This is a genomic window from Nocardioides sp. GCM10030259, from assembly GCF_042666375.1.
In the GTDB taxonomy this organism is placed as follows: domain Bacteria; phylum Actinomycetota; class Actinomycetes; order Propionibacteriales; family Nocardioidaceae; genus Nocardioides.
In genome coordinates, this window is the sequence record NZ_JBHTDF010000008.1 from 105,990 (window position 1) to 130,605 (window position 24,616).

Sequence of the window (24,616 nt, forward strand, 5' to 3'; positions counted from 1 at the left end):
AAGGTCGTCCGATGTCCCCTGCCCCTGCCCGCGTCCAGAAGGACCTGGAGCTCCGGCTCTCCGACGGGACCGTCCTGCGCGCTGACGTCTACCGCCCCGCGGACGACGCTCCCTCACCGGTCCTGCTCCAGCGGACGCCGTACGACAAGGCGCTCTACGGGCAGCTCGGCGCCTTCTACACCGATGCCGGCTACACGTTCGCGATCCAGGACGTCCGCGGCCAGCACTCCTCGGAAGGCACCTTCGAGCCGTTCGTGCACGAGGGGTCCGACGGCGTCGAGGCCGTCGCCTGGGCCGCCGCGCTCCCCGGTACGACCGGGCGAGTGGGGATGGTCGGCACGTCGTACCAGGCCACCTGCGCCTGGCAGGCTGCCGTCCGGCAGCCGCCGGCGCTGGCGGCGCTGGCCTGCGCCGTGACCCCCGTGGACTACCACGCCGACTGGTTCTTCCCCGGCGGCGCCTTCGCGCTGGCGTTCGCGACCACGTGGCTGCTCCACAACGTGGCCAACACCGCCGCCGCCCGCCTGTCGGACGGCCCAGCCCTCTCTGAAGGCATGAACGCCGCCTACGACTCCCTCAGCGAGCGCTGGTACTCGTACCTCCCCCTGCGCGACTTCCCGCCGCTGCTCCCCGACCGGACCGACGTGGCGCCGTACTTCTTCTCGTGGATCAACGAGCACCCGCTGCGCGACAGCTACTGGCAAGAGCTCTCGCTGCGCCCACGAATCGCCGACGTGACGATCCCCGTCCTCAACGTCGCCGGTTGGTACGACGTGTTCGTCGGCGCCGGAGCCGACGCCTTTGAACGACTCCGCTCCGCCGGCAACACCGCCTCGCGGCTGGTCGTCGGGCCATGGGGTCACAACACGTGGGCGACCTCGCTCGGTGACGTCGACTTCGGACCCGATGCGGGCTTCTCCTTCCCCGGCGCGGTGGTCGCCTGGATGGACGAGCACCTGCGGACGCCGGCCCGGAGCGTCGGGACATCCGAGCCCGTCCGCTACTTCAGCATGGGTGACCGGTCGTGGCGCACCGCCACTCAGTGGCCGCCCGCGGACTCGGCGCCCACGTCCCTGCACCTCGCCCCCGCGGGAAGGCTGAACACGGTGACGGCGGCACCGGATGTCGACGAGTTCGTCTACGACCCCGCGAACCCGGTCCCGAGCGTCGGCGGGCACAGCTGCTGCTTCGCGCCCACCTCGCCCATCGGGCCCTACGACCAGCGCGAGGTCGAGCGCAGACCGGACGTGCTGGTCTACAGCACCGGGCTCCTCACCGCGCCGGTCGAGATCGCCGGACCGGTCCGGGTCGAGCTGTACGCCGCGAGCACGGCGACCGACACCGACTTCACCGCCAAGCTCGTCGACGTCCATCCCGACGGGCGCGCGATCAACCTCGGCGAAGGAATCGTCCGCGCCCGCCACCGCGGCGGCACCGACCGCGCCGAGCCGCTCGTGCCGGGCGAGGTCACCCGGTTCGACATCGAGCTGCACCCGACCGCGAACGTCTTCGGGGCCGGCCACCGGATCCGGCTGGAGATCTCGAGCAGCAACTTCCCGGCGTACGACCGCAACCCGAACACCGGGGCGGCGTTCGGCCAGGACACCCGGCTGCGGTCGGCGCGGCAGACCGTCCATCTCGGCGGCGAGCATGCGTCCCGCTTGGTGCTTCCCGTGCTCGGCGACCTCAACGGTCTCGGCTGATCGAGGACGCCCGCACGTCCAGGCGTGCGGACTCCGCCCGGAGCCGGTCGTGCAGCGCGTTGGCGCCGGCGGACGCGGGCCTGTCGGTGGCCCAGGTGAGCCCGACCGCCTGCCGGATCGAGCTGAGGGGTGTGGCGATGAGCTCCAGGCGCTCGTCGTTGCCCGCGATCGACATCGGCACCGCTGCCAGGCAGTCGGTGCTCAGGAGCAGCTCTCGCAGCGTCGGCATCGACGTGCACTCGATCCGGTTCTCGGGCAGGCCCAGGCCGGCCCGGGCGAGGAGGTTCTCGAGCTCCGCACGCAGCGCGGTCTGTTCCACGGGAAGGATCCACGGGAACGACATCAGCCGCTCCAGGCCCGGCGACCGCATCCGGTGCACAGGGTGACCGGCCCGCGCGACCAGCCGCACCGGTTCGCGGTAGAGGAGCTCCTGGGTCAACCCGCGTGGGACCCGGGCACTCAGCCTGCCGACGACGAGGTCGCACTCCCCCGACAGGAGCGCGGTCTGGAGCACGTCGGGCGTCGCCTCCCTGACCACGACCGTGAGGCCGGGGTGCTCGTCCTTGAGCGCGGCGATCGCCCTCGGGAGCAGGAGGTTCGATCCGGCGAGGTGGATGCCCACCGTCACCGTGCCGAGGTCGGCCCGGCTCAGCAGCTGGATCTGGTCACCGGCCCGCCTGAGCTGGGCCAGCACGGCGCGAGCGTGCTCGAGGAAGCTCTCGCCGTACACCGTCGGTGCGACTCCCCGCGGCCCCCGATCGAACAGGGCGACCCCGACGATCTCCTCCAGCTCACGCAGCCCGCGGGTCACCACGGGCTGGGTGACGTGCAGCGCAGCAGCGGCCGCAACGATGCTGCCCTCCTCGGCGATCGTCGTGACGAGGTTCAGGTGTCGCAGCTTCAGCCGACCGTCGAGGAGGTGGTCACTCATCGAGTCATCCTATGCCTTTTTGGGCATAGCCCGTGAGCGAATCGGCATTGGACGGGCATGGCTTGGGTTCCTACCCTCGATGCCATGCCCAGTGCTCGACCTGACGTCGCCGTCACAACGACCGAAGCGGACCCCATCGAGGTCCGGAACATGGTCGGCGGGCGCCCGGTCGACGGGGTGAGGTCCTTCGGCAAGCTGAGCCCCGTGGACGGGACGCTCGTCGCCCGGGTCCACGAGGCCGGCGCTGAGGTCGTCGACGCCGCCGTCGCCGCGGCCCGCCGCGCCCTCGACGGGCCCTGGGGCCGCTCCAGCGTCGCCGAGCGTGCCCAGCTCCTCCGCCGCATCGCCGACCGGATCGAGGAGCGGTTCGAGGAGTTCGTCACCGCCGAGGTCCGCGACACCGGGAAGCCGGTCCGCCAGGCCCGCGAGCTCGACGTCGCCCGAGCCGTGGTCAACTTCCGCTCCTTCGCCGACACCGTCAGCTCGGCCGGGCTGGACTCGTTCCTGACCGAGCTCCCAAACGGGCGTCGGGCGCTCAACTACGCCGTCGCCAAGCCGCTCGGCGTGGTCGCGGTCGTGGTCCCGTGGAACCTCCCGCTGCTGCTGCTCACCTGGAAGGTCGCACCGGCGCTCGCGTGCGGCAACGCGGTCGTCGTGAAGCCGTCGGAGCAGACCCCGAGCACCGCGACCCTGCTCGCCGAGGTGATCGCCGAGGTCGGGGCGCCCGACGGCGTCTACAACGTCGTGCACGGCTTCGGCCCCGGCTCCGCCGGCGAGCTCCTCACCACGCACGACGGCGTCGACGGAGTCACGTTCACCGGCGAGTCCAGCACCGGCTCCGCGATCATGCGTGCCGTCGCGCCCGCCGTACGCCCGGTGTCCTTCGAGCTCGGCGGCAAGAACGCCGCACTCGTCTTCGCGGACGCCGACCTGGAACGGACCGTCGACGGCCTCGCCCGCTCCGTCTTCACCAACACCGGACAGGTGTGCCTGTGCACCGAGCGGGTCTACGTGCAGCGAGCCGTGTACGACGAGGTCGTCGCCAGCCTCGTCGAGCGGGCGGCGGGCCTGCGGCTGGGTCGTCCGGAGGACCTCGCCACGACCACCGGCCCGCTGATCTCGACCCAGCACCGCGCGAAGGTGGCCGGCTACCTGGACCTCGCCGTCGCCGAGGGCGCCGAGGTCCTGACCGGGGGCGGCGTTCCCGACCTCGGACCCGACCTCGACGGGGGCGCCTGGATCGAGCCGACGCTCTGGACCGGACTCGACCACTCCGCACGGGTGCTGCGGGAGGAGGTCTTCGGTCCAGTGGCGGCACTGGTCCCCTTCGACACCGAGGACGAAGCCGTCCGACTCGCCAACGACACGCGGTACGGGCTGGCCGCGGCCGTGTGGACCAGCGATCTCGAGCGTGGCCACCGCGTGGCGCAGCAGATGCGGGTCGGCATGGCCTGGGTGAACACGTGGTACCTGCGCGACCTTCGCTCGCCGTTCGGAGGGGTCGGGCTCTCCGGCATCGGCCGCGAGGGCGGCACCCACTCCCTCCACTTCTACACCGAACCGACGAATGTGTGCGTGCAGCTGTGAACGACTCGACCTCTCCTGCCATCCGCGCCGTCGCCGTACGCCTCGACGATGCGGTCCGCGCTGCCACCACCACCGACCGTCCCTCGCAGACCACGCCCCTCACGCTGACCGAGGCGTACGCCGTACAGCGAGCGGGCGTCGCGCTGCGAGCCGCGCGCGGGGACGTCCAGGCCGGGGTGAAGCTGGGGTTCACCAGCAGGGCCAAGGCCGAGCAGATGGGCGTCGCCGACGTGATCGCCGGCGTCATCACCAGGTCCATGCAGGTCGCCGATGGCGGCACGCTCGACGTCGACCGGCTGATCCACGCTCGCGTCGAACCGGAGGTCGCGTTCCGGCTCGGGAGCGACCTCGACCCGCATGCGGGCGGAGACCCGCTCGACGCCGTCGCCGAGATCGCCCCGGCACTCGAGGTCATCGACAGCCGCTACCAGGCCTTCCGCTTCTCGCTGGAGGACGTCGTCGCCGACAACACCTCAGCGAGCCGATTCGTGGTCGGTCCATGGACGCCGTTCGACGATGCCCGCGCCAGGCTCGACCTGGCCGACCTCGACGTCTCCCTCGAGATCGATGGTGCCGTTGCGGCCGCCGGCTCGACCGCTGCCATCCTGGGCGACCCGCTCGAGGCGATGGCCGCGATCCGCCGGATGGCCGCCGAGCACGGCCTGGTGATGCCTGCTGGGACGATCGTGCTGGCCGGAGCGGCCACCGAGGCGGTGCCGCTGCCGACGACGCCCGGCGCCGCGGTCTCGGCCACCGTCGTCGGCCTGGGCACCGTCTCGCTCTCGATCGCCGCAGGCGGTGGGTCGTGAGTGGCGGCAGGATCGTGGCCGGCAAGGCCAGGCCACGCGGTCGCTTCCCACACGTCAAGGAGGTCGGCGACCTCATCTTCGTCTCCGGCACGAGCAGCCGGCGGCCTGACAACACCTTCGCGGGCGCCGAGGCCGACGAGCTCGGCGTGGTCGAGCTCGACATCCGCGAGCAGACCCGAGCGGTGATCGAGAACATCCGCGACATCCTCGAGGCCGTCGACGCCTCCCTCGACGACCTGGTCCAGGTCACGACGTACCTCGTCAGCATGAACGACTTCGGCGGGTACAACGAGATCTGGTCGGAGTACTTCAACGAGTCCGGGCCGACTCGCACGACCGTCGCCGTCCACCAGCTCCCCCACCCGCACCTGCTCGTCGAGATCCAGGCCGTGGCGCACCGCTGAGCGCGGTCCGCCGGCACGTCAGGTCACGTCACAGAAGGAGAAGTCGATGTCCGTCCCGCCCGTGGTGAACTTCGAGAAGTGGGTCGCCGAGCACGAGCACCTGCTCAAGCCGCCGGTCAACAACAAGCAGATGTGGGAGCCGATGGGCGACTTCATCGTGCAGGTCGTCGGCGGCCCCAACCAGCGCACCGACTTCCACCTCGACCCGTACGAGGAGTGGTTCTACCAGGTCAAGGGCAGCATGCACGTCAACCTGATGACCGACGACGGGCCGCAGCGCATCGACATCGGCGAAGGCGAGATGTGGATGCTGCCTCGGAACGTCTACCACTCGCCGCAGCGCCCCGAGGCCGGCTCGATCGGCATCGTCATCGAGCGGATCCGCGAGGAGGGCACGCTCGAGAAGTTCAACTGGTTCTGCCTCGAGTGCAACGCACTCGTGCATGAGGTCGAGCTGCAGGTGCGCGACATCGTGGCCGACCTCCCACCGGTCTTCGAGCTGTTCTACAACTCGGTCGAGGCGCGCACGTGCGGCAGCTGCGGCGCCCTGCACCCGGGCAAGGGCTGACGTGGAGCAACCTGGCCCGGGCAGCATCGACGTGCACACGCACCTGGTCCCCCGCGGCTGGCCGGACCTGGGTCCCGGCCGACCTTGGCTCCGGATCGACTCCGAGCGTGAGGCGATGATCATGGTCGGCGAGGAGCAGTTCCGGCCGATCGACTCGACGTGCTGGGACCCGGCTGCCCGGGTGGCCGACATGGACTCCGACGGTGTCGATGTCCAGGTCGTCTCGCCGACACCGGTCTTCTTCGGCTATGACCTCAGCGGCGGCGAGGCCGCCAAGATCTCTCGGATCTTCAACGAGCTGACGCTGGAGATCACCGACAGCAGCGGCGGACGTCTGGTCCCGTTCTGCCAGGTTCCGTTGCAGGACACCGATGCCGCGTGCCAGGAGCTCGATCGAGCCGTCGCCGACGGGCACCGTGGCGTGGAGATCGGAAACCACGTCGGCGACCGCGACCTCGACGACGACGGCGTCGTGACCTTTCTGCAGCACGCGGCGAGCCTCGACGTACCGGTGTTCGTGCACCCGTGGGACATGCCGACCTCGCCGCGTCTGGACCGCTGGATGGCCCGGTGGTTGACCGGGATGCCGGCCGAGACCCACCTGTCGATCATCGCGATGGTCCTCGGCGGTGCGTTCGATCGGCTCCCCGAGTCGCTGCGGATCTGCTTCGCCCACGGTGGCGGTTCGTTCGCCTACTGGCTGGGACGTCTCGAAAACGCGTGGCACCGGAGGCCGGACCTGATCCGCACGTCCGACGTACCGCCGTCGGCGTACGTCGGCCGCTTCAGCGTCGACACCGTCGTCTTCGAGTCGGCGCCGCTGCGCCTCCTCGTCGAGACCCTCGGTGCCGAGCAGGTGATGCTCGGCAGCGACTACCCCTACCCACTCGGCGAACGGCCCGTCGGGACGGTGCTCGAGCGCGCCGACTTCCTCGACGACGGGCAGCGCGACCTGATCCGCAGGGGCAACGCCGAGCGGTTCCTGGCGGCCTCCGGGCGGGGGCGACCGCGTGAGCACCAGTGACCAGACGCCGCGTGCTGCGAGCGACGCCGCCGTGACGGCAGCGGCCGACCGGCTCTTCCTCGCCTTCGAGACCGCGAAGCCCTGTGCACCCGTCCGCGACCTGATCGGGCCCGACGATGCGTCAGCCGCCTATCGGGTGCAGGAGCGCCTGGTCGCTCGCAGGCTCGCGGCGGGCGCCGAGATCGTCGGCCGGAAGATCGGAGCGACGTCCGAGGCGGTCCAGGCTCAACCGGGTGTCGGCCGACCCACCTTCGGCGTGCTCCTCGATGACATGGCCCACGCATCGGGCGACGTGATCCCGCTCGACCGCTTGATCCAGCCCAAGGTGCAGGCTGAGGTTGCTTTCGTGCTGGCCGAGGACCTCGCTGACGGCCCGCTCGATGACGCCCAGGTGCGGGCGTCGATCGCGTACGCCGTAGCGGCCCTCGAGATCGTCGACAGCCGCATCCTCAACTGGGACATCAGCTTCGCGGACACGGTCGCAGACAACGCATCCTGCGGGCTCTTCGTGCTCGGCGACGAGCCGTGCACGCTCGCCGAGGTCGACCCGGCGGCGGTGCGGATGTCGATGATGATCGACGGCGAGGAGGCGTCGACCGGCGCGGGTGCCGACTGCCTCGGCGACCCGGTCCATGCGGCCGCCTTGCTGGCTCGTGAGGCCCACCGCTTCGGACGGCCCTTGCGCTCCGGGCAGGTGGTGCTGTCGGGAGCGCTGGGTCCCGTGCGAATGGCGCACGCCGGAGCCCATGTGGAGGCCACCATCACCGGCCTGGGCTCGGTGAGCGCCCACCTCGGCGCGCGGCTTCGGGCGGTCCGGTGAACCCCGGACCAAGGTCGCCCGACGGCCGGGCGTCCCCGTCACGCACCGAGGCAGCGCCGGCCTGCTCGAGCCGGAGCATTTCGACGACGTTCGGACTGAGCGAGCCACACCCGCGCTGACCTGCGCACTGTCGGCGGCGACGGTTGGCACTGATATCCCTACCTGCGGTTATTCGTCTCACGACGTTGACCGTCGTTGGTAATCCTCTGATCTGACGGGGGGCATTTCCGGGGCAACCCGCAAGTCGGCAGGTCCGGAGCCGAGGGCGGCCTGGGTGGTGGTAGCGACACGGCAACCTCTCCTCACGCGGGTCGCTCCAGGCGGCCGAAGGCGCTGCGGTGGAAGACGAGCGGCGTGGTGGCGCTCTCGTGGTCGACGTGCTCGACCGCGTGCAGCTCGAGCAGGACCAGGAGGTGGTCGCCGGCGTCGACCTCCCGGTAGATCGTGCAGTCGAACCGGGCCAGGCCCTCGTCGAGGGTGACCGCGCCCTCCTCGCTCACCACGTGGGCGACACCGGTGAAGCGGTCGTCGACCGGACCGGCGAGCTGCCGGCAGACGACGTCCTGGCTGTCGGCGAGCACGGTCACCCCCAGGTGCCGGGCGCGGCGCAGGTCCGGCCAGGTCCTCGAGGTGCGCGCCAGGTTCACCGAGATGAGCGGCGGGTCGAGGCTGACCGAGGTGAAGGAGCTCGCGGCCAGGCCGACCAGCGAGCCGTCGACCTCGGCGGCGACCGCGACCACCCCCGTCGGGAAGATCCCGAACGCCGCGCGCAGGCGGGACGGGTCGAGATCCTGGTTGGTGGTCAGCGGGGTGCTCGAGGTGGTGACGGGGGCGGTCACGCAGTCCTGCCTTTCCGGTTGGCTTGCAGGTGGGTGGTCACGATCGGCTTGGTGGCGGCCAGCCAGGCGGCGTACGCCGCGGGGTCGTCGTGCTGGGAGTCGAGGACGAAGAGGCCGCGACCGGGGACGGTGGCACCGATCTCGGTGAGCACGGGCCGCAGGGTCAGCTCGGGCGCCAGCGCGTGGGCGGGGCCGCCACCGAGCATCAGCGGGATCGCGAGGCCCGTGAGTCCGCTGCCGCCCGCGAACCGGTCGAGGAACAGCTTGAGCAGTCCCGTGTAGGTCCCCTTGTACGTCGGGCTGCCGACCACGACCAGGTCGGCCGCACCGACCTCCTCGACGAGCGCGGCCACGCCGGCGTCCGACCAGTCGAGGACCGCCGGGCCGAGCTCGGCGAGGTCGACGACCAGGTCCGGCTCGCCGGCGAGCTCGCGGGCGAGGTACGCCGCGGACGCGAGCGTGCGGCTGGCGGGCTTCGGGTTGCCGACGACGACCGCGACGCCGCTCAACTGGCTGCGCTCCAGTCGGCGCTGACGACGTCGGGCAGGTCAGGCCCGAGCTTGAGGGACTCGAGGAAGAGCACGATCGTCGCCGCGACCGAGCGGTGCGAGGCGTCGTTGAGCACGTCGTGCCGGCCGCCGTTGACGAGGCGTACCCGCACACCGCGGGCACCGGCATACGGCGCCAGTGCGGCACCGGCGGGCGTGATCGGGTCGGCCGACCCGTGCAGCAGGAGCGTCGGGCGGTCGGCCGGACGCAGCTCGAGCGAGTCCCACGGCAGCGGCGCGTTGAGGCCGCCCCGGCCGAAGGCGTCGTCCTGAGAGATGACCTTGCGGTGCACGGGACACGCCGTGCGTGCCTCCACCTCCTCCTCCCAGGTCTCCACGCCGCCCGACTCGGGCAGCGCGAGGCCGGCGAGCACCACGGCATCCACCGGGAGCTCCGGGGCGAGTAGTGCGGCGAGCGTGGCTCCGCTGTCGGCGCCGACCAACACCTTCGGTCCGGGGAGCTCCTCGTCGGCCAGCAGCTTCTCGACGCCGACGCGGGCGGCGTCGAGGTCGTCGAGGTCGATCGGCAGCAGGCGCACCCGGTAGGCGTCGGCCGAGAGCCGGCGCCCGAACCGCTCGTACGACGCGGCGGTCTCACCGCGTCCGGGCAGCACGACGAGGGTGCCGCGCGGCGTACCACCGGCGGGTTCGTTCCAGGCGGTGACAGTCATCGTCGTTCTCCTTCTCAGTGAGCCCAGTGGGACACGAACCAATGCACGGCACCCGTGTCGGGGTCGTAGGAACGGCGTGGCAGCGTGCCGATGTCGGCGCCGTAGACGTGGATGCCGACGACGGGCACGTCGCCGCCGCATCGCACCTGGTGCACGTCGTCGTCAGTGGTGCAGCAGACGGTGACCTCGCCGGCACCCCACTCGTGGACACCCTCCTGGACCAGCGGGACGTCGGGCTGAGTGGGCTTGGCGTACTGGGTCTCCACCTCGACGCCGCTGTAGATGCCGACGACGCCCCAGGTCTCGTGGCCGTGGACCGGCGTGCCCTGGCCGACGTTCCAGACGGCGCTGGCAATCGAGCAGGAGCCGTCGGCCGCGACGTGTAGCGGGTACATCACGTAGCGCTCCGGGTCGGGCTGCACCTTGTCGACGGGCAGCTCGAAGCCGGCGGCGAGGGTGGCCGTCAGCTCCGCCTGGATGGCCGCGGTCAGCGCCTGCTCGTCGAGGCCCTGCGCGATGAGCTCCTCGACGTTGCGCGCGAAGGCCGCGAGCTCGGGGACGTCACTGCTGACGGGGACGATCTGGTCGGTGCTCATGCGGGCTCCTTCGTGAGGACGGGGGCGGCGTACGCCGCGATGCGGTCGCGCAGGCCCGGTACGGCGAGCGAGCGGGCCAGGGCGGCCAGCTCCGCGTTGGAGTCGTGGGCCGGGCGCAGGGGTAGGCCAGCGGCGAGGGCGGCCTCGAGGTCGGTCGGGGTGCCGGTGGTCAGGGGGCCGCCGAGCTCGGCCCGCCGTACGCCGCCAAGCGCGACGCCGAACGCGGCGCCGGGGAATCGGAGGGTCACCCGCCGGTCGACCAGTCGGTGGTCGCAGGCGAGCACGAGGTCGGCGCCCGCACCGATTGCGGCGCCCTGGGCGAGGGCGACGGTGACGTACGGCGCCGCCAGCAGCCGCTCGAGCAGGACGCCGATGCGCAGGAAGCGGAGCGCCAGCGAGGCGTCGGTCTCGTCGGCCAGGCCGCCGAGGTCGAAGCCGGCCGCGAAGTGCCGCTCGTTGCCCTGGAGCACCAGCACCCGGGGACGGGCGGCCTCGGCCTCGTCGAGCACGCCGTGCAGAGCCTCGACCAGGTCTGCCGACAGGGCATTGGCCCGGGCCGGCCGGTCGAGCGTCACGGTCCACACGGGTCCGCGGTCGACGACGACGCTCATGACGCCACCCACTCGTCGTACACGTCCACGTCGGCGCCGAGCACCGGCGCACCCCGGTCCAGCCGGGGCTGCTGGCCCTCGATGCGCACGGGGAAGACCACGGTCGGGGTCGGCCCGGCGACGGGGACGTCGATGTCGGCGACCAGGCCGGTCGACGCGACGTGCGGGTCGGCGAGGACCTCGCCGAACGTGTTGACCGGACCGCACGGCACACCGCGGGCGCGCAGCTCGGTGAGCCACTCCTCCCGCTTGCGCCCCGCGAAGCGTTCCTGCAGCAGCGCCTCGAGCTCGTGCTGGTGGGCGACCCGGTCGAGCTGGGTGACGAAGCGCGGGTCGTCGACCAACTCGGGGCGTCCGACGACGTCGGCGACCGCGGCCCAGAGCCGGTCGTTGCCGGCCGCGACGGTGAAGTCGCCGTCGGCGGCCGAGAACCCCTGGTACGGCGCGTTGCGCGGGTGGGCGGTGCCGAGCCGCTGCGGCTCGCGGCCGGATCCCCAGTACTCACTGGTCTGCAGCGCCGAGACGCCGAGCAGGCAGTCGAGCATCGGGGCGTCCACGCGCACGGACGACCCACTCCCCCTGACCTGCGGGAGCAGCGCGGCGATCGTGTAGGCGGCGTAGAGGCCGGCGGTGAAGTCGCCGACGGGCACGCCGGCCTTCACCGGGCCGCCATCGGGCGGTCCGGTGACGCTCATCAGCCCGGACATCCCCTGGATCACGACGTCGTAGGCGCCGTCGTTGACGTAGGGGCTGGTCAGTCCGTAGCCCGAGATCGAGCAGTAGACGAGCCCGCGGTGGCGCTCGCTCACCGTGTCGTAGCCGAGGCCGAGCCGGTCGAGCACGCCCGGCCGGTAGTTCTCGACGACGACGTCGGCGGCCGCGACGAGGTCACGCACCCGCGCCAGGTCTTCCGTGTCCTTCAGGTCGGCCACGATCGACCGCTTGTTGCGGTTGACCGAGGCGAAGTTGTGGCTGAACCGCCCGCCCTCGCCGTCGTCGGCGAAGGGCGGCCAGCCCCGCATCTGGTCGCCGGTGGGCGGCTCGACCTTGAGCACGTCCGCGCCGAGGTCGGCGAGCAGCATGCCGGCGAAAGGGCCGGCGGCCACGTGGGCCAGCTCGACGACCCGCACTCCTTCCAGTGGTCGCATCGGCAGCCTCAGACCGCCGCGGCTTCGGCCGGGTTGCCGCGGGTTGTGGCGCGGTGCGCGAGCTCCTGGCGGACCAGCGGGAGCAGGTCGCGACCGTAGTCGATCGCGTCCTGCAGGGGCTCGTAGCCACGGATCAGGACGGTGTCGACGCCGATCTCGACGTAGTCGAGGATCGCGGCGGCGACCGTCTCGGGCGAGCCGACCAGTGCGGTCGAGTTGCCGCCGCCGCCGACTGCCTGGGTGGTGGGCGTCCACAGGCACCGGTCGTGCAGGTCGCCCTTCTCGGCGACCGCGAGGAGCCGCTGCGACCCGGAGTTCTCCGGGCCTTTGCCGGCCGGGTGCAGCTGGCTGTGCTTGGCCTTGAACTGCGCGCCGACGTTGCCGTTGATGGTGTCGAGGATCGAGTGCGCGCGCTCCCAGGCCTCGGCGTCGGTGCGGCCGAGGATGGGCCGGAAGGAGACCGAGATGCGAGGGTTTCGCGTGCGGCCGGCCGCGCGGGCCTTCTCCCCGACGGTCGCGATCTGGCCCGAGGTCTCGGCGAGCGGCTCGCCCCAGAGCATGTAGGTGTCCGCGTGCTTCGAGCCCACGACGTACGCCGCCGGCGAGCTGCCGCCGAAGAAGAGGTCGATGTGGCGCCCGTCGACCGGCTTCACGTGCGGGGTGAAGTCCTCGAACCTGTAGTAGGCGCCGTCGAAGCTGTGCGGGCCGGGGGTGTCCCAGGCAGCGCGCAGGATCGTGAGGTACTCGTCGGTGCGGGCGTAGCGCTCGTCCTTGGGCAGGTAGTCGCCCTCGCGGCGCTGCTCGGCGTCGGTGCTGCCGGTGACGATGTTGAGGGCGACCCGGCCGCCGCTGAACTGGTCGAGCGTCGTGAACGTGCGCGCCGCCAGCGTCGGGTGGACGACTCCGGGGCGGTGGGCGACCAGGAGACCGAGGCGCTCGGTGTGCGCCGCGGCGTACGCCGCCACCTGGGTGCCCTCCGCCCATCCGGAGCCGTAGCCGATGAGCACGCGGTCGAACCCGCCTGCCTCATGGGCCTTGGCGAAGCGCGCGGTGTAGTCGGGGTCGACCAGGCGGCCGTCACCGGGCCGGATCTCCGAGGCGTCGGCCGTGCCGATCATGCCGAGGATCTCGACGTCGTCGTACGTCATGTCTCTGCCTTCCTGAAGCGTGGAGAGGGTCAGCCGGCCAGGGCCGGACGCTGCTGGGCACCCGCGCGGACCAGCTCGATCACGCGGGCGTACTTCTTCGCGTCCTCCAGCGGGTCGAAGCCGCGGATGAGGAGGGTCGTGACGCCGAGGTCGACGTAGTCGAGGAGGCCCTCGGCGACCTGCTCGTAGGTGCCGACGAGTGAGGTGGAGTTGCCGGCGCCGCCGGTGACCTTGGCCAGCGCGGTCCAGAGCCGCTTGTCGTGGACGTCGCCCTGCTCGGCGGCGGCGACGAGCCGCTGGGAGCCGACGGCGTTCTTGCCGAAGCCGCTCAGCGGCCCGGCGTCCCCGGCCTTCGCCTGCGCCGCCGCCAGCACCGCCTCGGCCTGCGCCCACGCCTCGTCCTCGGTCTCGGCGACGATCGGCCGCAGGCTCACCGAGTAGCGCGGGCTGCGGCTGTACGGCGCCGCGGCCGCCTTGACCTCGGCGATCCGCTGGCGGATGCCGTCGAGCGGCTCACCCCAGAAGGCGTAGGCGTCGGCGTGCTTGCCGCCCACCCGGATCGCGTCCTCGGAGGCGCCGCCGAAGTAGATCGGGATCTCGCCGGGCTCCGGGCGGACCGAGGCGTGGGCACCGGTGACCCGGTAGAACTCGCCCTCGTGGTCGAACGGGACCTCGGACTCCCACTCCTGGCGGAGCACGGTCAGGAAGTTGTCGGTGCGTCGGTAGCGCTCCTCCTTGGTGAGGTAGTCGCCGTCGCGCTGCTGGTCCGTGTCGTCCCCGCCGGTGATCACGTGCATCGCCACCCGGCCGGGGTGGAACGCGTTGAGCGTGGCGTAGGCGCGGGCGGCGATGGTCGGCGCCCAGAAGCCCGGCCGGTGTGCAAGCAGGACCTTGAGCTTCTCGGTCGCCTCGAGCGTCTGGTCGGCGAGCACGAAGCCGTCGATGGAGGACGACGAGTGGGCGATCAGGACCCGGTCGAAGCCGGCCGCCTCGTGGGCACGTGCCAGCTCGGCGGCGAACTCCTTGTCGACCGGCGGGCCCACCGGCACGCCGATCTCGGTGTGCGTGGCCATCCCACCGACGGTCGCGGTGGTGCCGGTCGTGTCGACGCGCTGCGTCGCGGTGATGCCGATGAACTCGAGGTCGATGGAGCGGCTCATGCTGACTCCCTCTCGGGGCTCTGGTCCTGCTGGTGGTCGTGGAGGCGGTCGCGCCAGGCGGCGGCGACGTGGCAGGCGGCCTGGCGGCCGGGCGCCCGCGGCACCGGGGCCAGTGCGGGCTGCTCGACGCAGGCGTCATGGGCGAAGGGGCAGCGCTGCGCGAAGACGCAGACGCCGTCGACGGGCCAGGGCCGGGTGCCCTCGGCCGGCACCAGCTGCTCGGGGCGCAACCGGTCCTCGTCCGTCGCGACCTCCACGCTCGGCGCGGACGCGGTCAGCAGACCCGTGTAGGGGTGGGCGGGCTGCTCGAGCACCTGGCGGATCGGGCCCTGCTCGACGATCCGGCCGCGGTAGAAGACGGCGACCCGGTCGGCGATGCCGGCCAGCGAGCTGAGGTCGTGGGCGATGATCACGACGGCGAGCCCGAGCTCGGTGCGCAGCTGGTCGAGCAGGTTGAGCACCAGGTTGCGGTTGGAGACGTCGAGCGCGGAGACCGGCTCGTCGCAGAAGAGCAGCCGCGGCCGGGTCGAGATGGCGCGGGCGATCGAGACCCGCTGGCGCTGGCCGCCCGAGAGGGCGCGCGGGCGCCGGTCACGCATGGTCTCGGGCTCGAGGCCGACGAGGCGCAGGGACTCGTCGACCCGCTCCTCGCGCTCCCGGCGGGACAGCGCGCCCACGATGTCGAGTGGCTCGCGGACGAGCTCGGCGACGGTGAGGTCCGGGTCGAGCGAGCGCAGCGGGTCCTGGAACACCAGCTGCACCTGGCCGGAGCGACGGAAGCCGCGCAGGGCGCGGCCACGGAGGCTGCCGACGTCCTGGCCGCCGAACTCGATGCTCCCGGCGACCGGCGCCACCAGGCCGACCGTCGCGCGGGCCAACGTCGTCTTGCCGGAGCCGGTCTCGCCGACGATGCCGACGACCTCGCCGGCGCCGACGTCGAGGTCCGCCTCGGAGAGCGCGGCACCGGTGCCGAGGCCGGTCGCCTTCTTCGGCGGCGCGTAGGAGACCGACAGGCCGCGCACCTGCAGAAGCGGGGCGGGGGTCGTGCTCATGCGGGCACCTCCTGCTGGGTCCGGACGGTCGGGTCCTCAACGAGGACGCAGCGCGCGGCCCGCTGGGGGCCGAGGTCGGTCAGCGCCACCGGTCCGTCGAGGCACTGCGAGCTGGCGTAGGGGCAGCGTGGGGCGAAGCGGCAGCCGGGCATCTGCTCGCCGGCGGCCGGCGGCTGGCCGGGGATCACGTCGAGCTTGCGGCGCTGCCAGCTGCCGATGGTCGCGACGCCCATGAGGGCCTGCGTGTAAGGGTGCCTCGGATTGCTCAGCACGTCGGCGGTCGGGCCGCTCTCGACGATCTGACCGCCGTACATGACGAGGATCCGCTCGCAGGTCTCGGCGACCACGGCCAGGTCGTGGGTGACGAGGAGCAGGGACAGCCGGTGGCTCTCGCGGAGCCGGCGCAGCAAGCCGAGGATCTCCGCCTGGATGACCACGTCGAGGGCGGTGGTCGCCTCATCGGCGATCAGCAGCTCGGGCTCGCAGGACACCGCGATCGCGATGAGGACGCGCTGGAGCATGCCGCCCGAGAGCTGGAAGGGGTACTGGTGGAAGACCGACTCGGGGTCATGCAGGCCGACCTCGGCGAAGAGCTCGACCGTGCGGCGGTGGGCGTCCGAGCGGGACAGGCCGCGCTTGACCCGCAGCTGCTCGGCGAGCTGGTGACCAACGGTCAGCGACGGGTTGAGGTAGGACGCCGGGTCCTGGAAGACCGCGCCGACTCGCGTTCCGCGCACCTGGTTCCACGTCGCACGGCGGGCGCCGGTGAGCTCCACCTCGTCGCTGCCCGAGCCGAGCACGATGGCGCCGGCGTCGACCTGACCGGTCGCGGGCAGCAGCCCGAGGACCGCGCGACAGGTCAGGGTCTTGCCACTGCCGGACTCGCCGACCAGGCCGACGGACTCGCCGCGGCCGATCGTGAACGACACGTCCTGCACGGCGACGAGGTCGTTGCCCACGGACACCTGGAGGTCGCGGACCTCCAGCACCTGCTCATGCGCTGACATCGGCGGTCTCCTTCCGCGAGGTGGCATGGGCGGTGGCCGGGCTCGGGCTCGCAGCCGTCCGCACGCGCCGCTTGCGACGGCGGGGCGCCGCGCCGGTCGCCTCGCGGATGGCGTCGGCGAGCAGGTTGAGCGAGCCGACGGTGGCCATCATCAGCAGGCCCGGGAAGATCGGGGCGTAGGACTGCTGGGCGAGGTAGCCGAGGTCGGAGGCGAGCATCCCGCCCCAGGTCGGCGCCGGCGGGGTGACGCCGAGGCCGAGGAACGACAGGGACGCGACGACGAGCAGCGCGGCGCCGGTCGCCTGGGCGGAGGTGACGGCGACGTTGGGCAGCACCTTGGTCCAGATGTGCTTGCGCAGCGTCCACCACTCCGAGGCGCCCATTAGCTCCGCGGCCTCGACGTACTGCTGCTTGCGCAGGCCCATCGCCGCCGACCGGGTGACCCGGAAGAAGATCGGGCTGATCAGCACGCCGATCGCGAACATCGCCTGCTGGAGGCCGTTGCCGAGCGTGCCGGCGACGGCGATCGCGAACACCGTGAACGGCAGGATCACGAGGGTGTCGCTGATCCGGAGGGTCAGCCACTCGAGCTTCGGACCGAGCCAGGCGGAGGCCAGGCCGGTCGGGATGCCGAGCGCGCCACCGATGAGCACCGCCTCGGCGGCGCCGGCGACCGAGAGCCGGGTGCCGGCCATCAGGCGGCTGAGCACGTCGCGGCCGACGTAGTCGGTGCCGAGCAGGTGGTCGGCGCTCGGTCCCTGGAGTATCGAGTCGGTGTACTGGTGGAGCGGGTCGTGCGGGGCGAGTGCCTCGCCGAAGGCCGCCAGGAAGGCGACGCCGACGAGCACGACCAGCGCGAGCCGGGCGCTCGGGATGGCCCACAGGTTGCGGAGCGTGGTCATCGGCGCACCCCCTCGCGCCGGGCCATCGGGTTGAGGGCCGTCTGCAGGACGTTGATGACCAGGCTGGCCACCACCACGATCACCGCGGTGACGAGGAGCGTGCCGAGCACGACGGGCACGTCGCCCTTCTCGGCCGACTGCAGCGCCAGCTGGGCGATGCCCGGCAGCCCGAAGAGCTGCTCGGTGATCACCGCGCCGCCCACGATGAGCGGTACGGCGAGGCCGATGACCGCCAGCGTCGGGCCGGCGGCGTTGCGGAGCACGTGCCCGAAGAGCACCCGGGACCGGCCGAAGCCGCGCATCTCCGCGCCGACGGCGTAGTTCTCGGCGAGCGACCCGACCAGCGAGGTCCGCAGCTGCCGGGCGATGGACGCGGCGACGTCGAGGCTGAGCGCCAGCGACGGCAGGATCGCGAACCGCAGCCACTCGACCGGGTCGTCCCCGAGCGCGACGTACCCACCGGCCGGCAGCCACTGGAGCTTGACCGCGAAGACGACGATCAGCGCCATGCCGATGACGAACGGCGGCAGCGTGGCGAGCACCGAGCAGACGAGCGTGACCGCCCGGTCGAAGAGACCGCCGTTGCTGAGCGCGGCGCCGATGCCGGCGCCGCCGCCGATCAGTATGGCCAGCACCAGGGCGAGGACCGCGATCGAGAGGTCGACGGGCAGCGCTTGGCGAATGCTGTCGGTGACCGGGATGGTCGTGAACCAGGAGCGTCCCAGGTCGCCCTGCAGCGCGTTGCCGAGCCAGGAGACGTACTGCACCGGCAGCGGTCGGTCGAGGCCGAACTCGTGGTTGAGCCGGTCGATGTCCGCCTGGGTCGCGGTCTCCCCCAGCGCCGCGGCGGCGGGGTTGCTGTCGCTCAGCGCGCCGAGGCCGAAGGTGATGACCGAGGCCAGCAGCAGCACGGTGACGGTGATGACGAGGGTGCTCGCCACCGACCACAGGAGCGGTACGACGCGGCGCGCTCGCCCCGGCGCCACCACCGCCGCCGGGGTGGGGGCCGGCGCCGCGGGCGCTGGTGCCTGGGTGACGGTCAGGGTCACGACACGGTCACTCCCTCGAAGCGACGCAGGCTGGGCAGGTCGGGGATCTCCGAGACGCCCTTGCGGATCACCGCTGCGGGTGCGGTCACGAGGAAGGTGTTCGGGAAGGTGGTGACCGCGATCTTGGTCGCCTCCTGCAGCAACCCCGCGTACGCCGGGTCGTCGGTCGGGGTCTGCTTGACCTTCGTCAGCTGAGCCTCGAGCTTCGCGTTGGTCTGCCGGGCCGGGTTCATCAGGCCCTCGGCGCCGAAGAGCACCTGGAACGCCTGCACGGGCGACTCCCGGCCGGCGAACCCGTCGAAGGCAAGCGCCTTGGAGTGCTCGATGTAGACCAACTGCGTGTGCTGGGTCTGCGGAATCGTGTCGATGGTGACCTCGAAGCCGACCTCGTTGAGTTGCGCCTGGATCAGCTCCACCGCAGAGGTGGAGAAGCCAGAGCTGGTGAACTTCACCGGGACCGGGTCGGTGTACCCGGCCCCCCGGAGCAGGGAACGGGCCTTGTCGGGGTCGTAGGCGAAGGCTTCGCCCAGGTCGTCGTTGTAGCCGACGTAGCCGGGCGGGAAGGGCTGGTAGTCGGGCTCCCCTACCCCGAAGAAGACGACCTCGACGAGCTTGTCCCGGTCGATGGCGTACTTCAGCGCCTCGACGACCGCCGGGTCGTCGAACGGCGCCATCTCGGCGTGCACGTCGAGGCAGTACACGAACATCGAGTCGATGATCTGCACGTCGAGGCCCGCTGCCTTCGCCTGCTCGATCTGTGCGCCGAGGATCCGGGCGAGGTTGTACTGGCCGGACTGGACCGACGCGACGACGGTCGACGGGTCGGCCTGTGGGTAGAGCTCGAAGGCCGACACCGTGATCTCGTCGGCGGCGAAGAAGTTGTCGTTCTTGGTCATCGAGGCGTGGTCGTTCTGGACGTACTTGGTCACCGAGAACGGTCCGGATCCGGCTGGTTGCGTGGCCAGGGAGTCCGGGTCCTTCTCGAAGACCGCCGGGTTGACGACCATGCCGGTCTTGCCCGCGAAGAGCAGCGGGTACTGGTAGTCGACCTCGGTGAGCTCGATGACGACGTCGAGGTCGCCTGAGGCCTGGACCGACTTGATGGTGGCCATCTGCGGCGCGATCAGCGAGCCGTCCTGGCTGCGGCCGCGCTCGATCGACTTGGCGACCGCCTCGGCGTTCAGCGGGCTGCCGTCGCTGAACTTCAGGCCCTTGCGGAGGGTGAAGGTGACCTGCTTTCCGGACTTGTCGTACTGCCAGGACTCGGCGAGCCACGGGACCGCGTTGCCCTGCTCGTCGAGCGCCGTGATCGGGTCGTAGGTGAGGGCGAGCATCTGCACGTCCGAGCCGGCCGACGACGTGACCGGGTCCCAGGTGGTCGGCAGCTGCCAGGCCCACGTGATCGTGCCGCCGCCGGAGCCGGAGGACGATCCGGCGCCGTTCGAGGTGCCGCCGCAGGCCTGGAGAGCCATGATCAGGCCGGCGCCGAGGCTGGCGCCGAGGAAGGTGCGGCGGTTGAGGTCGACGGCGGGTCGTCGGGAGTGGGAGGGCGTCGGCATCAGGCGTCTGCCTTTCGTACGTGCGGAGACGGGGGTCTCGGGATGGATGGGTCGGTGCTCGTCTGGTGCTGGTCGGACAGGTGGCACCGGGCGCCCGGCGGGTGCGGCCGGGCGCCCGGATCTCAGACCGCCTGCTCCGCGGCCGCACGGGCCGCGGTGTGGCGGTTGGTCGGAACGGGGAGCCCGAGATGTCCCCGCAAGGTGGTCGCGTCGTAGTCGGCGCGGAAGACACCGCGCTCCTGGAGGATCGGCACGACGTCCTCGACGACGCGCCGGAAGTTGGCGGGGTGGTCGACCCCGATGTTGAAGCCGTCGCAGGCGCCGGCCTCCCACCACTCGACGAGCTTGTCGGCCACGGTCGTGGGCGACCCGACGAACTCGCTCTTGCGGAAGTAGCGGGTGGCCTCAACGGTCTGGCGCAGCGTCCAGCCGCTCTCGACCGCACGCTCGGTGATGGCCTTGGCCTGCGTGTAGAAGGAGCGGCGGCCGTGCTCGAGGGTCTCGGCCGGGAACGGCGCATCGAGGTCGTACACCGTGAAGTCGTGCCAGCCGAACGGCCGGCCGAACTCGGCCAGCGCTGCCTGGAAGGTGTGGTCGCGGTCGTTGTTGAACGCCTCGATCTCCCGGGCCTCCTCGTCGGTGTCGCCGACGACGACCTTGATGCCCGGCATGATCACGAGGTGGTCGGGGTTGCGCCCGAACCGGTCCCGGGCGCGGCCCTTGATGTCCTGGTAGAACGCCTGCCCGGCGGGGATGTCGGGGGCGTGGGTGAAGATGCCCTCGCCGACGCTGGCGCCGAGGTCGCGGCCCTGGTCGGAGTCGCCGGCCTGGAAGACCACCGGGTGTCCCTGCCGCGAGCGCACCAGGTTGAGCGGACCCCGGACCTTGAAGTAGGTGCCCTCGTGGTCGAGCACGTGCTGCTTGGTGCGGTCGAGGAAGACGCCGCTCTCCCGGTCGCGGACGAAGGCGTCGTCCTCGTAGGAGTCCCAGAGCGCTCGCGCCAGCTCGACGTACTCCTGCGCGCGGCGGTAGCGGGTGTCGTAGTCGTAGTGGTCGTCGAGCCCGTAGTTGCCGGCCGTCCCGGCGTCGCCGGTCGTGACGACGTTCCAGCCCGCCCGGCCGCGGCTGATCAGGTCGAGCGAGCCCAGGCGACGCACCAGGTTGAACGGGCTGTTGAAGCTCGTGGTCGCCGTGCCCACCAGGCCGATCCGCTCGGTGCGTGCGGCGAGCGCACTCAGCAGCGTCAGGGGCTCGAGCCGATTGAGGTAGTGGGGCGGCGAGTACGGCGTGATGAACTGGCTGTCGACGATGAAGACCAGGTCGAAGCGACCCTGCTCGGCGAGCTGGGCGATGCCGGTGAACCAGTCGACGTCGACGCTGGCGTCGCCGGGGATGTCGGGGTCGAGCCACAGGGTGTGGCTCCCCGGGCCACCGGTGCCGTACGGCACGGCCCCCAGGTGGATCTGGCGCTTCGCGACCATCGTCGTGCTCCCACCCTCCGCGGTATTGCTCATTTGTCTACCAACTTAATGGACAAAGGGTCGGCGACTCCAACGCGGCTTCGTGATGTGGACCGATCACGCCGAGTGATGAGTGCGTGGGCTACGCTTCAAATATGAGTGGAACACTCGACATTTCTCCGTTGCGGAGTCTTGTCGCCATCGCCGACTGCGGCGGATTCCAGCGGGCGGCGGCGTCCCTGCACCTGAGCCAGGGCGCGGTCAGCCAGCACGTCCGTCGGCTCGAGTCCGCCGTCGGGAGGCCGCTCGTCGAGCGGCACGGTCGCGGCTCGCGGTTCACCGCCGCCGGCGAGCAGCTCCTGGACCAGGCGCGGCAGATCCTGGGCCTGCACGACGACGCGCTGCGCGGGTTCGGCATCGAGGTCGAGGAGACGATCACGATCGGCTCCACCGAGCACGCAGCGGCCCGGCTGCTGCCGGTCCTGGCCGAGGCGTTGGCCGTGTCCGCCCCGGGCCATCGGGTCCGCTTCCGGATCGACCGGGGAGCGCGGCTGCGCGAGGACGTGGTCACGGGCCGGGTCGACCTCGCGCTGCTGCTGGGCGCCGAGGGCCCGCGGGCGCAGCTGGTCGGTGACCTCGAGCTGGCCTGGTACGCCTCGCCTTCCTGGCGACGACCCGAGCTCCCGGCGCCGGTCCCCGTCGTCGCCTTCGACAGCCCCTGCTCGCTGCGCACCCGGGCGCTCGAGACGCTTTCGGCGCACGACATCCCCGCCGTCGTCGGCGCCGAGGCGATCCAGCTCGCGGGCGTGCAGGCCGCCGTCAGCGCCGGGCTCGGTGTGGCGCTGATGGCGACCCTCGGCCACACCCCCGAGGGTCTGGTCGCCTGCCATGACCTGCCGGTCCCGGAGCCGCTCCAGCTCTACGTGTGCTCGAGGCCGGGACTGCAGGGACCGATCGGCGAGCTCACCGTCGATGCAGTCCGACCCGTGCTCGGTCGTCAGGTGATGAGCTCGTCGAGCCGGGAGTAGGCGTCGGCGTACGCAGCTGGGCATCAACCAGGTCGACCACCAGCGCCTCCCCCGCACTTCCTTCCGAAACCCTTGCCCCGACGCTTCCTACTCTATGTCTAGTCTCTTACTCTGATTAACAGGAGGGGAGATGACTCGAGCGATGCAACCCGACTTCTTGATCATCGGGGCACCCAAGGCGGGTACGACGGCGCTGCATGCAGCGCTGGCGCAACACCCCGACGTCTTCATGACGAGCCCGAAGGAGCCCAAGTACTGGTTGTGCGACGACGCCCCACCTCCCGCATGGCGTGGCCCCGGAGATGCTCACTCCCAGCGGGAGTGGATCTGGCGCCGCGACGACTACCGAGCGCTGTTCGAACCGGCCGCCGCGCACCAGGTCCGCGGCGAGAGCACGCCGTTCTACCTCTGGAGCCGAGGGGCGCACCGCCGGATCGCGGAGGCGCTGCCGGGCGTGCGAGTGATCGCCGTCGTGCGCGACCCCATCGATCGTGCCTACTCCAACTGGATGCACCTGTGGTGCGACGGGCTGGAGCCGATCCCGGACTTCGCTGCGGCATTCGCCCGCGAGCCGTCGCGGGTACGGGCCGGCTGGGCGCCCTTCTGGCGATACCGGGAGCTCGGCCTGTACGGCGAACAGCTGGCCCACCTGCAGCAGTACGTCGACCCGGAGCGGGTGCTGGTGCTCCGCTATCGCGACATCGTCGACGACCCGCCGGCCGCGGTGAACCGGACCTGCCGGTTCCTCGGCATCCGCACCGGCCAGGTCGCAACGATCCCGCGGGACAACGCACGCAGCTACGTCGGTCCCGGATGGCGGTCCGCCACCCTCGGCCCGGTCATCCGGAGCGGGGCCTGGCTCGGACAGTTCGCGCGTCCCGAGACGTGGCGCGCCGCCAGCCGGCCCCTGGTCGCGGGTCTGCGAGGAGCCGACGGCGCACACCGGCCGCATCTGACGCCGGAGCAGCGGGAGTGCCTGCTGCCGGCGTTCGCCGACGACATCACGGCCCTGTCGCGACTGACCGGCGAGGACTTCTCGGACTGGCTGTCGACCACGAGTCGCGGGTCCTTCGACCAGCGCTCCGGACAGCTCAGCGCACAAGCGTGACCAGGTCGTGCGCCCCGTCGGGGCGCGCCGCCTCGAGGTAGAAGCGGGTGCGCCCGTCCGGCAGCGGGACCGCCGTTGCGTAGCGCCACGCCCCGTCCGAGTACGGCGAGGCCACCGGATCCTCGTCGTCGGCGACCAGCCGCGCGCCGTCCCACCGGGCGACACCGGTCGTCTCGTGCCAGTTCGAGGCGGCGTCCGGCCGGCCGTCGTACAGCACGACGAGCGGTCGCTGGCTGATGATGGTCGTCACCCGGGCCCCGCGGGCGTCCCATCGCCCCGGCCGGCCGGCCAGCACCTGCCCCTGGTCGGCCCAGACGAGGCCGTCGGCACTGGTGAGCAGCCGCGTGGTCATCCGGTCCTCCGAGCCGGTCTCGGTCAGGGGGTGGCAGCACAACCACATCTCCCAACCGTCTCGGACGCGCACCACGACCGGGTCCTTGACCGCCGTCCGGTCGTCGCCGGGCAGGATCACCCGGCGCCGCCCGCTGGACAGCTGCGCCGGCGTCGGCGCGGTCAGGCTGTCGACCCACCAGTGCTTCGATCCCGGCGTGGCGCACGACAGGTAGAGCCGCCATTCGCCGTTCGGAAGCGGCACCAGGACGGGACGCTCGAACGACTCGCAGCCGAAGGTCTCGCGCTGCACGGACGCGACCTGCGTGAACGCCACTCCGTCGTCCGAGCGGGCCACCACCACCGAGACGCCGCGCCCTTCGGCGAGCGGCCGCCGAACCCGGTACGTCAGCCAGAACGTGTCGTCGACCAGGACCGCGCTCGCCGCACCCGCCCAGTTGCCCGGCCCCGCATCCGGCGCCGGAACGACCACCTCGACGGCGTCGTCGTACGTCGGGGCGAGCAACGGCGTCTCCAGTGGCATGCACGCCAGCA

At 71.7% G+C, this 24,616-nt stretch carries 25 protein-coding genes; 9 read left to right on the plus strand and 16 right to left on the minus strand.

Annotated features, from left to right (window positions below; all coding sequences use genetic code 11):
* Positions 1-11: 11 nt before the first annotated feature.
* Entirely contained in the window at positions 12-1,703 is a 1,692-nt protein-coding gene (locus ACFQQI_RS09090) for a CocE/NonD family hydrolase (protein WP_378561200.1), read from the plus strand.
* On the opposite strand, the gene ACFQQI_RS09095 is transcribed toward ACFQQI_RS09090, so the two are convergent.
* Positions 1,687-2,634, minus strand: coding sequence for a LysR substrate-binding domain-containing protein (locus ACFQQI_RS09095; protein WP_378561203.1), 948 nt, complete (start codon positions 2,632-2,634; stop codon positions 1,687-1,689). The genes ACFQQI_RS09090 and ACFQQI_RS09095 overlap by 17 nt on opposite strands.
* 84 nt (positions 2,635-2,718) lie before the next feature.
* Here ACFQQI_RS09095 and ACFQQI_RS09100 point away from each other — a divergent pair, with 84 nt between their 5' ends.
* The 6 genes from ACFQQI_RS09100 to ACFQQI_RS09125 are packed head-to-tail and all read left to right on the plus strand — an operon-like array spanning position 2,719 to position 7,846.
* Complete coding sequence (locus ACFQQI_RS09100) at positions 2,719-4,221, plus strand: 2-hydroxymuconic semialdehyde dehydrogenase (protein ID WP_378561206.1); 1,503 nt, start codon at positions 2,719-2,721, stop codon at positions 4,219-4,221.
* Positions 4,218-5,030, plus strand: coding sequence for a 2-keto-4-pentenoate hydratase (locus ACFQQI_RS09105; protein ID WP_378561209.1), 813 nt, complete (start codon positions 4,218-4,220; stop codon positions 5,028-5,030). The genes ACFQQI_RS09100 and ACFQQI_RS09105 overlap by 4 nt, the downstream gene beginning before the upstream one ends.
* Positions 5,027-5,434, plus strand: a complete 408-nt coding sequence (locus ACFQQI_RS09110; RefSeq protein WP_378561212.1) for a RidA family protein — start codon at positions 5,027-5,029, stop codon at positions 5,432-5,434. Before ACFQQI_RS09105 ends, ACFQQI_RS09110 begins: the two co-directional genes overlap by 4 nt.
* 46 nt (positions 5,435-5,480) lie before the next feature.
* A complete protein-coding gene (locus tag ACFQQI_RS09115; RefSeq protein ID WP_378561215.1) occupies positions 5,481-6,002 on the plus strand; it encodes a 3-hydroxyanthranilate 3,4-dioxygenase in 522 nt (173 codons plus the stop codon).
* Position 6,003: 1 nt separating this feature from the next.
* Positions 6,004-7,026, plus strand: coding sequence for an amidohydrolase family protein (locus ACFQQI_RS09120; protein ID WP_378561218.1), 1,023 nt, complete (start codon positions 6,004-6,006; stop codon positions 7,024-7,026).
* The gene (locus ACFQQI_RS09125) at positions 7,013-7,846 is read left to right on the plus strand and encodes a 2-keto-4-pentenoate hydratase (RefSeq protein ID WP_378561221.1); all 834 of its coding nucleotides are present in this window, start codon (positions 7,013-7,015) and stop codon (positions 7,844-7,846) included. Before ACFQQI_RS09120 ends, ACFQQI_RS09125 begins: the two co-directional genes overlap by 14 nt.
* A 302-nt stretch (positions 7,847-8,148) precedes the next feature.
* Here ACFQQI_RS09125 and ACFQQI_RS09130 read toward each other — a convergent pair whose 3' ends face one another.
* The 14 genes from ACFQQI_RS09130 to ACFQQI_RS09195 all read right to left on the minus strand — a co-directional run bounded on the left by ACFQQI_RS09130 (position 8,149) and on the right by ACFQQI_RS09195 (position 21,649).
* Positions 8,149-8,685, minus strand: coding sequence for a flavin reductase family protein (locus ACFQQI_RS09130; RefSeq protein WP_378561224.1), 537 nt, complete (start codon positions 8,683-8,685; stop codon positions 8,149-8,151).
* On the minus strand, positions 8,682-9,194 hold the full coding sequence (locus ACFQQI_RS09135) for an NAD(P)H-dependent oxidoreductase (protein WP_378561232.1): 513 nt from the start codon (positions 9,192-9,194) through the stop codon (positions 8,682-8,684). Before ACFQQI_RS09135 ends, ACFQQI_RS09130 begins: the two co-directional genes overlap by 4 nt.
* Entirely contained in the window at positions 9,191-9,904 is a 714-nt protein-coding gene (locus tag ACFQQI_RS09140) for an alpha/beta hydrolase (RefSeq protein WP_378561249.1), read from the minus strand. Before ACFQQI_RS09140 ends, ACFQQI_RS09135 begins: the two co-directional genes overlap by 4 nt.
* Positions 9,905-9,918: 14 nt before the next feature.
* Positions 9,919-10,500, minus strand: coding sequence for a hypothetical protein (locus ACFQQI_RS09145; protein WP_378561252.1), 582 nt, complete (start codon positions 10,498-10,500; stop codon positions 9,919-9,921).
* A complete protein-coding gene (locus ACFQQI_RS09150) occupies positions 10,497-11,111 on the minus strand; it encodes an enoyl-CoA hydratase/isomerase family protein (protein WP_378561255.1) in 615 nt (204 codons plus the stop codon). Before ACFQQI_RS09150 ends, ACFQQI_RS09145 begins: the two co-directional genes overlap by 4 nt.
* Positions 11,108-12,259 (minus strand): CaiB/BaiF CoA transferase family protein, encoded by a 1,152-nt coding sequence (locus ACFQQI_RS09155; protein WP_378561258.1) that lies wholly within the window; start codon positions 12,257-12,259, stop codon positions 11,108-11,110. Before ACFQQI_RS09155 ends, ACFQQI_RS09150 begins: the two co-directional genes overlap by 4 nt.
* Before the next feature lie 8 nt (positions 12,260-12,267).
* A complete protein-coding gene (locus ACFQQI_RS09160; RefSeq protein ID WP_378561261.1) occupies positions 12,268-13,407 on the minus strand; it encodes an LLM class flavin-dependent oxidoreductase in 1,140 nt (379 codons plus the stop codon).
* Positions 13,408-13,436: 29 nt separating this feature from the next.
* Positions 13,437-14,567, minus strand: a complete 1,131-nt coding sequence (locus ACFQQI_RS09165; protein ID WP_378561263.1) for an LLM class flavin-dependent oxidoreductase — start codon at positions 14,565-14,567, stop codon at positions 13,437-13,439.
* Positions 14,564-15,619, minus strand: a complete 1,056-nt coding sequence (locus tag ACFQQI_RS09170) for an ABC transporter ATP-binding protein (RefSeq protein WP_378561266.1) — start codon at positions 15,617-15,619, stop codon at positions 14,564-14,566. Before ACFQQI_RS09170 ends, ACFQQI_RS09165 begins: the two co-directional genes overlap by 4 nt.
* Positions 15,616-16,626: an ABC transporter ATP-binding protein gene (locus ACFQQI_RS09175; RefSeq protein ID WP_378561269.1), complete on the minus strand. Its 1,011-nt coding sequence runs from the start codon at positions 16,624-16,626 to the stop codon at positions 15,616-15,618. The genes ACFQQI_RS09170 and ACFQQI_RS09175 overlap by 4 nt, the downstream gene beginning before the upstream one ends.
* A complete protein-coding gene (locus tag ACFQQI_RS09180; protein WP_378561272.1) occupies positions 16,613-17,527 on the minus strand; it encodes an ABC transporter permease in 915 nt (304 codons plus the stop codon). Before ACFQQI_RS09180 ends, ACFQQI_RS09175 begins: the two co-directional genes overlap by 14 nt.
* Complete coding sequence (locus ACFQQI_RS09185; protein WP_378561275.1) at positions 17,524-18,576, minus strand: ABC transporter permease; 1,053 nt, start codon at positions 18,574-18,576, stop codon at positions 17,524-17,526. Before ACFQQI_RS09185 ends, ACFQQI_RS09180 begins: the two co-directional genes overlap by 4 nt.
* Positions 18,573-20,135 (minus strand): ABC transporter substrate-binding protein, encoded by a 1,563-nt coding sequence (locus tag ACFQQI_RS09190; protein WP_378561278.1) that lies wholly within the window; start codon positions 20,133-20,135, stop codon positions 18,573-18,575. Before ACFQQI_RS09190 ends, ACFQQI_RS09185 begins: the two co-directional genes overlap by 4 nt.
* Positions 20,136-20,257: 122 nt before the next feature.
* Positions 20,258-21,649, minus strand: coding sequence for an LLM class flavin-dependent oxidoreductase (locus ACFQQI_RS09195; protein WP_378561281.1), 1,392 nt, complete (start codon positions 21,647-21,649; stop codon positions 20,258-20,260).
* Positions 21,650-21,750: 101 nt separating this feature from the next.
* Between ACFQQI_RS09195 and ACFQQI_RS09200 the strand changes: the two genes are divergently transcribed.
* Complete coding sequence (locus tag ACFQQI_RS09200) at positions 21,751-22,623, plus strand: LysR family transcriptional regulator (RefSeq protein ID WP_378561284.1); 873 nt, start codon at positions 21,751-21,753, stop codon at positions 22,621-22,623.
* A 130-nt stretch (positions 22,624-22,753) separates the two neighbouring features.
* Entirely contained in the window at positions 22,754-23,731 is a 978-nt protein-coding gene (locus ACFQQI_RS09205) for a sulfotransferase family protein (RefSeq protein WP_378561287.1), read from the plus strand.
* Here ACFQQI_RS09205 and ACFQQI_RS09210 read toward each other — a convergent pair.
* Positions 23,715-24,605, minus strand: a complete 891-nt coding sequence (locus ACFQQI_RS09210) for a hypothetical protein (protein WP_378561290.1) — start codon at positions 24,603-24,605, stop codon at positions 23,715-23,717. The genes ACFQQI_RS09205 and ACFQQI_RS09210 overlap by 17 nt on opposite strands.
* Positions 24,606-24,616: the final 11 nt, after the last annotated feature.

Bases quoted from the DNA above. Each gene is read 5' to 3' on its own strand.
- ACFQQI_RS09165 (WP_378561263.1), bottom strand. From the start codon at position 14,567: ATGAGCCGCTCCATCGACCTCGAGTTCATCGGCATCACCGCGACGCAG.
- ACFQQI_RS09100 (WP_378561206.1), top strand. From the start codon at position 2,719: ATGCCCAGTGCTCGACCTGACGTCGCCGTCACAACGACCGAAGCGGAC.
- ACFQQI_RS09115 (WP_378561215.1), top strand. From the start codon at position 5,481: ATGTCCGTCCCGCCCGTGGTGAACTTCGAGAAGTGGGTCGCCGAGCAC.
- ACFQQI_RS09095 (WP_378561203.1), bottom strand. From the start codon at position 2,634: ATGAGTGACCACCTCCTCGACGGTCGGCTGAAGCTGCGACACCTGAAC.
- ACFQQI_RS09210 (WP_378561290.1), bottom strand. From the start codon at position 24,605: ATGCCACTGGAGACGCCGTTGCTCGCCCCGACGTACGACGACGCCGTC.
- ACFQQI_RS09155 (WP_378561258.1), bottom strand. From the start codon at position 12,259: ATGCGACCACTGGAAGGAGTGCGGGTCGTCGAGCTGGCCCACGTGGCC.
- ACFQQI_RS09150 (WP_378561255.1), bottom strand. From the start codon at position 11,111: ATGAGCGTCGTCGTCGACCGCGGACCCGTGTGGACCGTGACGCTCGAC.
- ACFQQI_RS09145 (WP_378561252.1), bottom strand. From the start codon at position 10,500: ATGAGCACCGACCAGATCGTCCCCGTCAGCAGTGACGTCCCCGAGCTC.
- ACFQQI_RS09175 (WP_378561269.1), bottom strand. From the start codon at position 16,626: ATGTCAGCGCATGAGCAGGTGCTGGAGGTCCGCGACCTCCAGGTGTCC.
- ACFQQI_RS09205 (WP_378561287.1), top strand. From the start codon at position 22,754: ATGACTCGAGCGATGCAACCCGACTTCTTGATCATCGGGGCACCCAAG.
- ACFQQI_RS09195 (WP_378561281.1), bottom strand. From the start codon at position 21,649: ATGAGCAATACCGCGGAGGGTGGGAGCACGACGATGGTCGCGAAGCGC.
- ACFQQI_RS09190 (WP_378561278.1), bottom strand. From the start codon at position 20,135: ATGCCGACGCCCTCCCACTCCCGACGACCCGCCGTCGACCTCAACCGC.
- ACFQQI_RS09170 (WP_378561266.1), bottom strand. From the start codon at position 15,619: ATGAGCACGACCCCCGCCCCGCTTCTGCAGGTGCGCGGCCTGTCGGTC.
- ACFQQI_RS09140 (WP_378561249.1), bottom strand. From the start codon at position 9,904: ATGACTGTCACCGCCTGGAACGAACCCGCCGGTGGTACGCCGCGCGGC.
- ACFQQI_RS09200 (WP_378561284.1), top strand. From the start codon at position 21,751: ATGAGTGGAACACTCGACATTTCTCCGTTGCGGAGTCTTGTCGCCATC.
- ACFQQI_RS09160 (WP_378561261.1), bottom strand. From the start codon at position 13,407: ATGACGTACGACGACGTCGAGATCCTCGGCATGATCGGCACGGCCGAC.
- ACFQQI_RS09180 (WP_378561272.1), bottom strand. From the start codon at position 17,527: ATGACCACGCTCCGCAACCTGTGGGCCATCCCGAGCGCCCGGCTCGCG.
- ACFQQI_RS09090 (WP_378561200.1), top strand. From the start codon at position 12: ATGTCCCCTGCCCCTGCCCGCGTCCAGAAGGACCTGGAGCTCCGGCTC.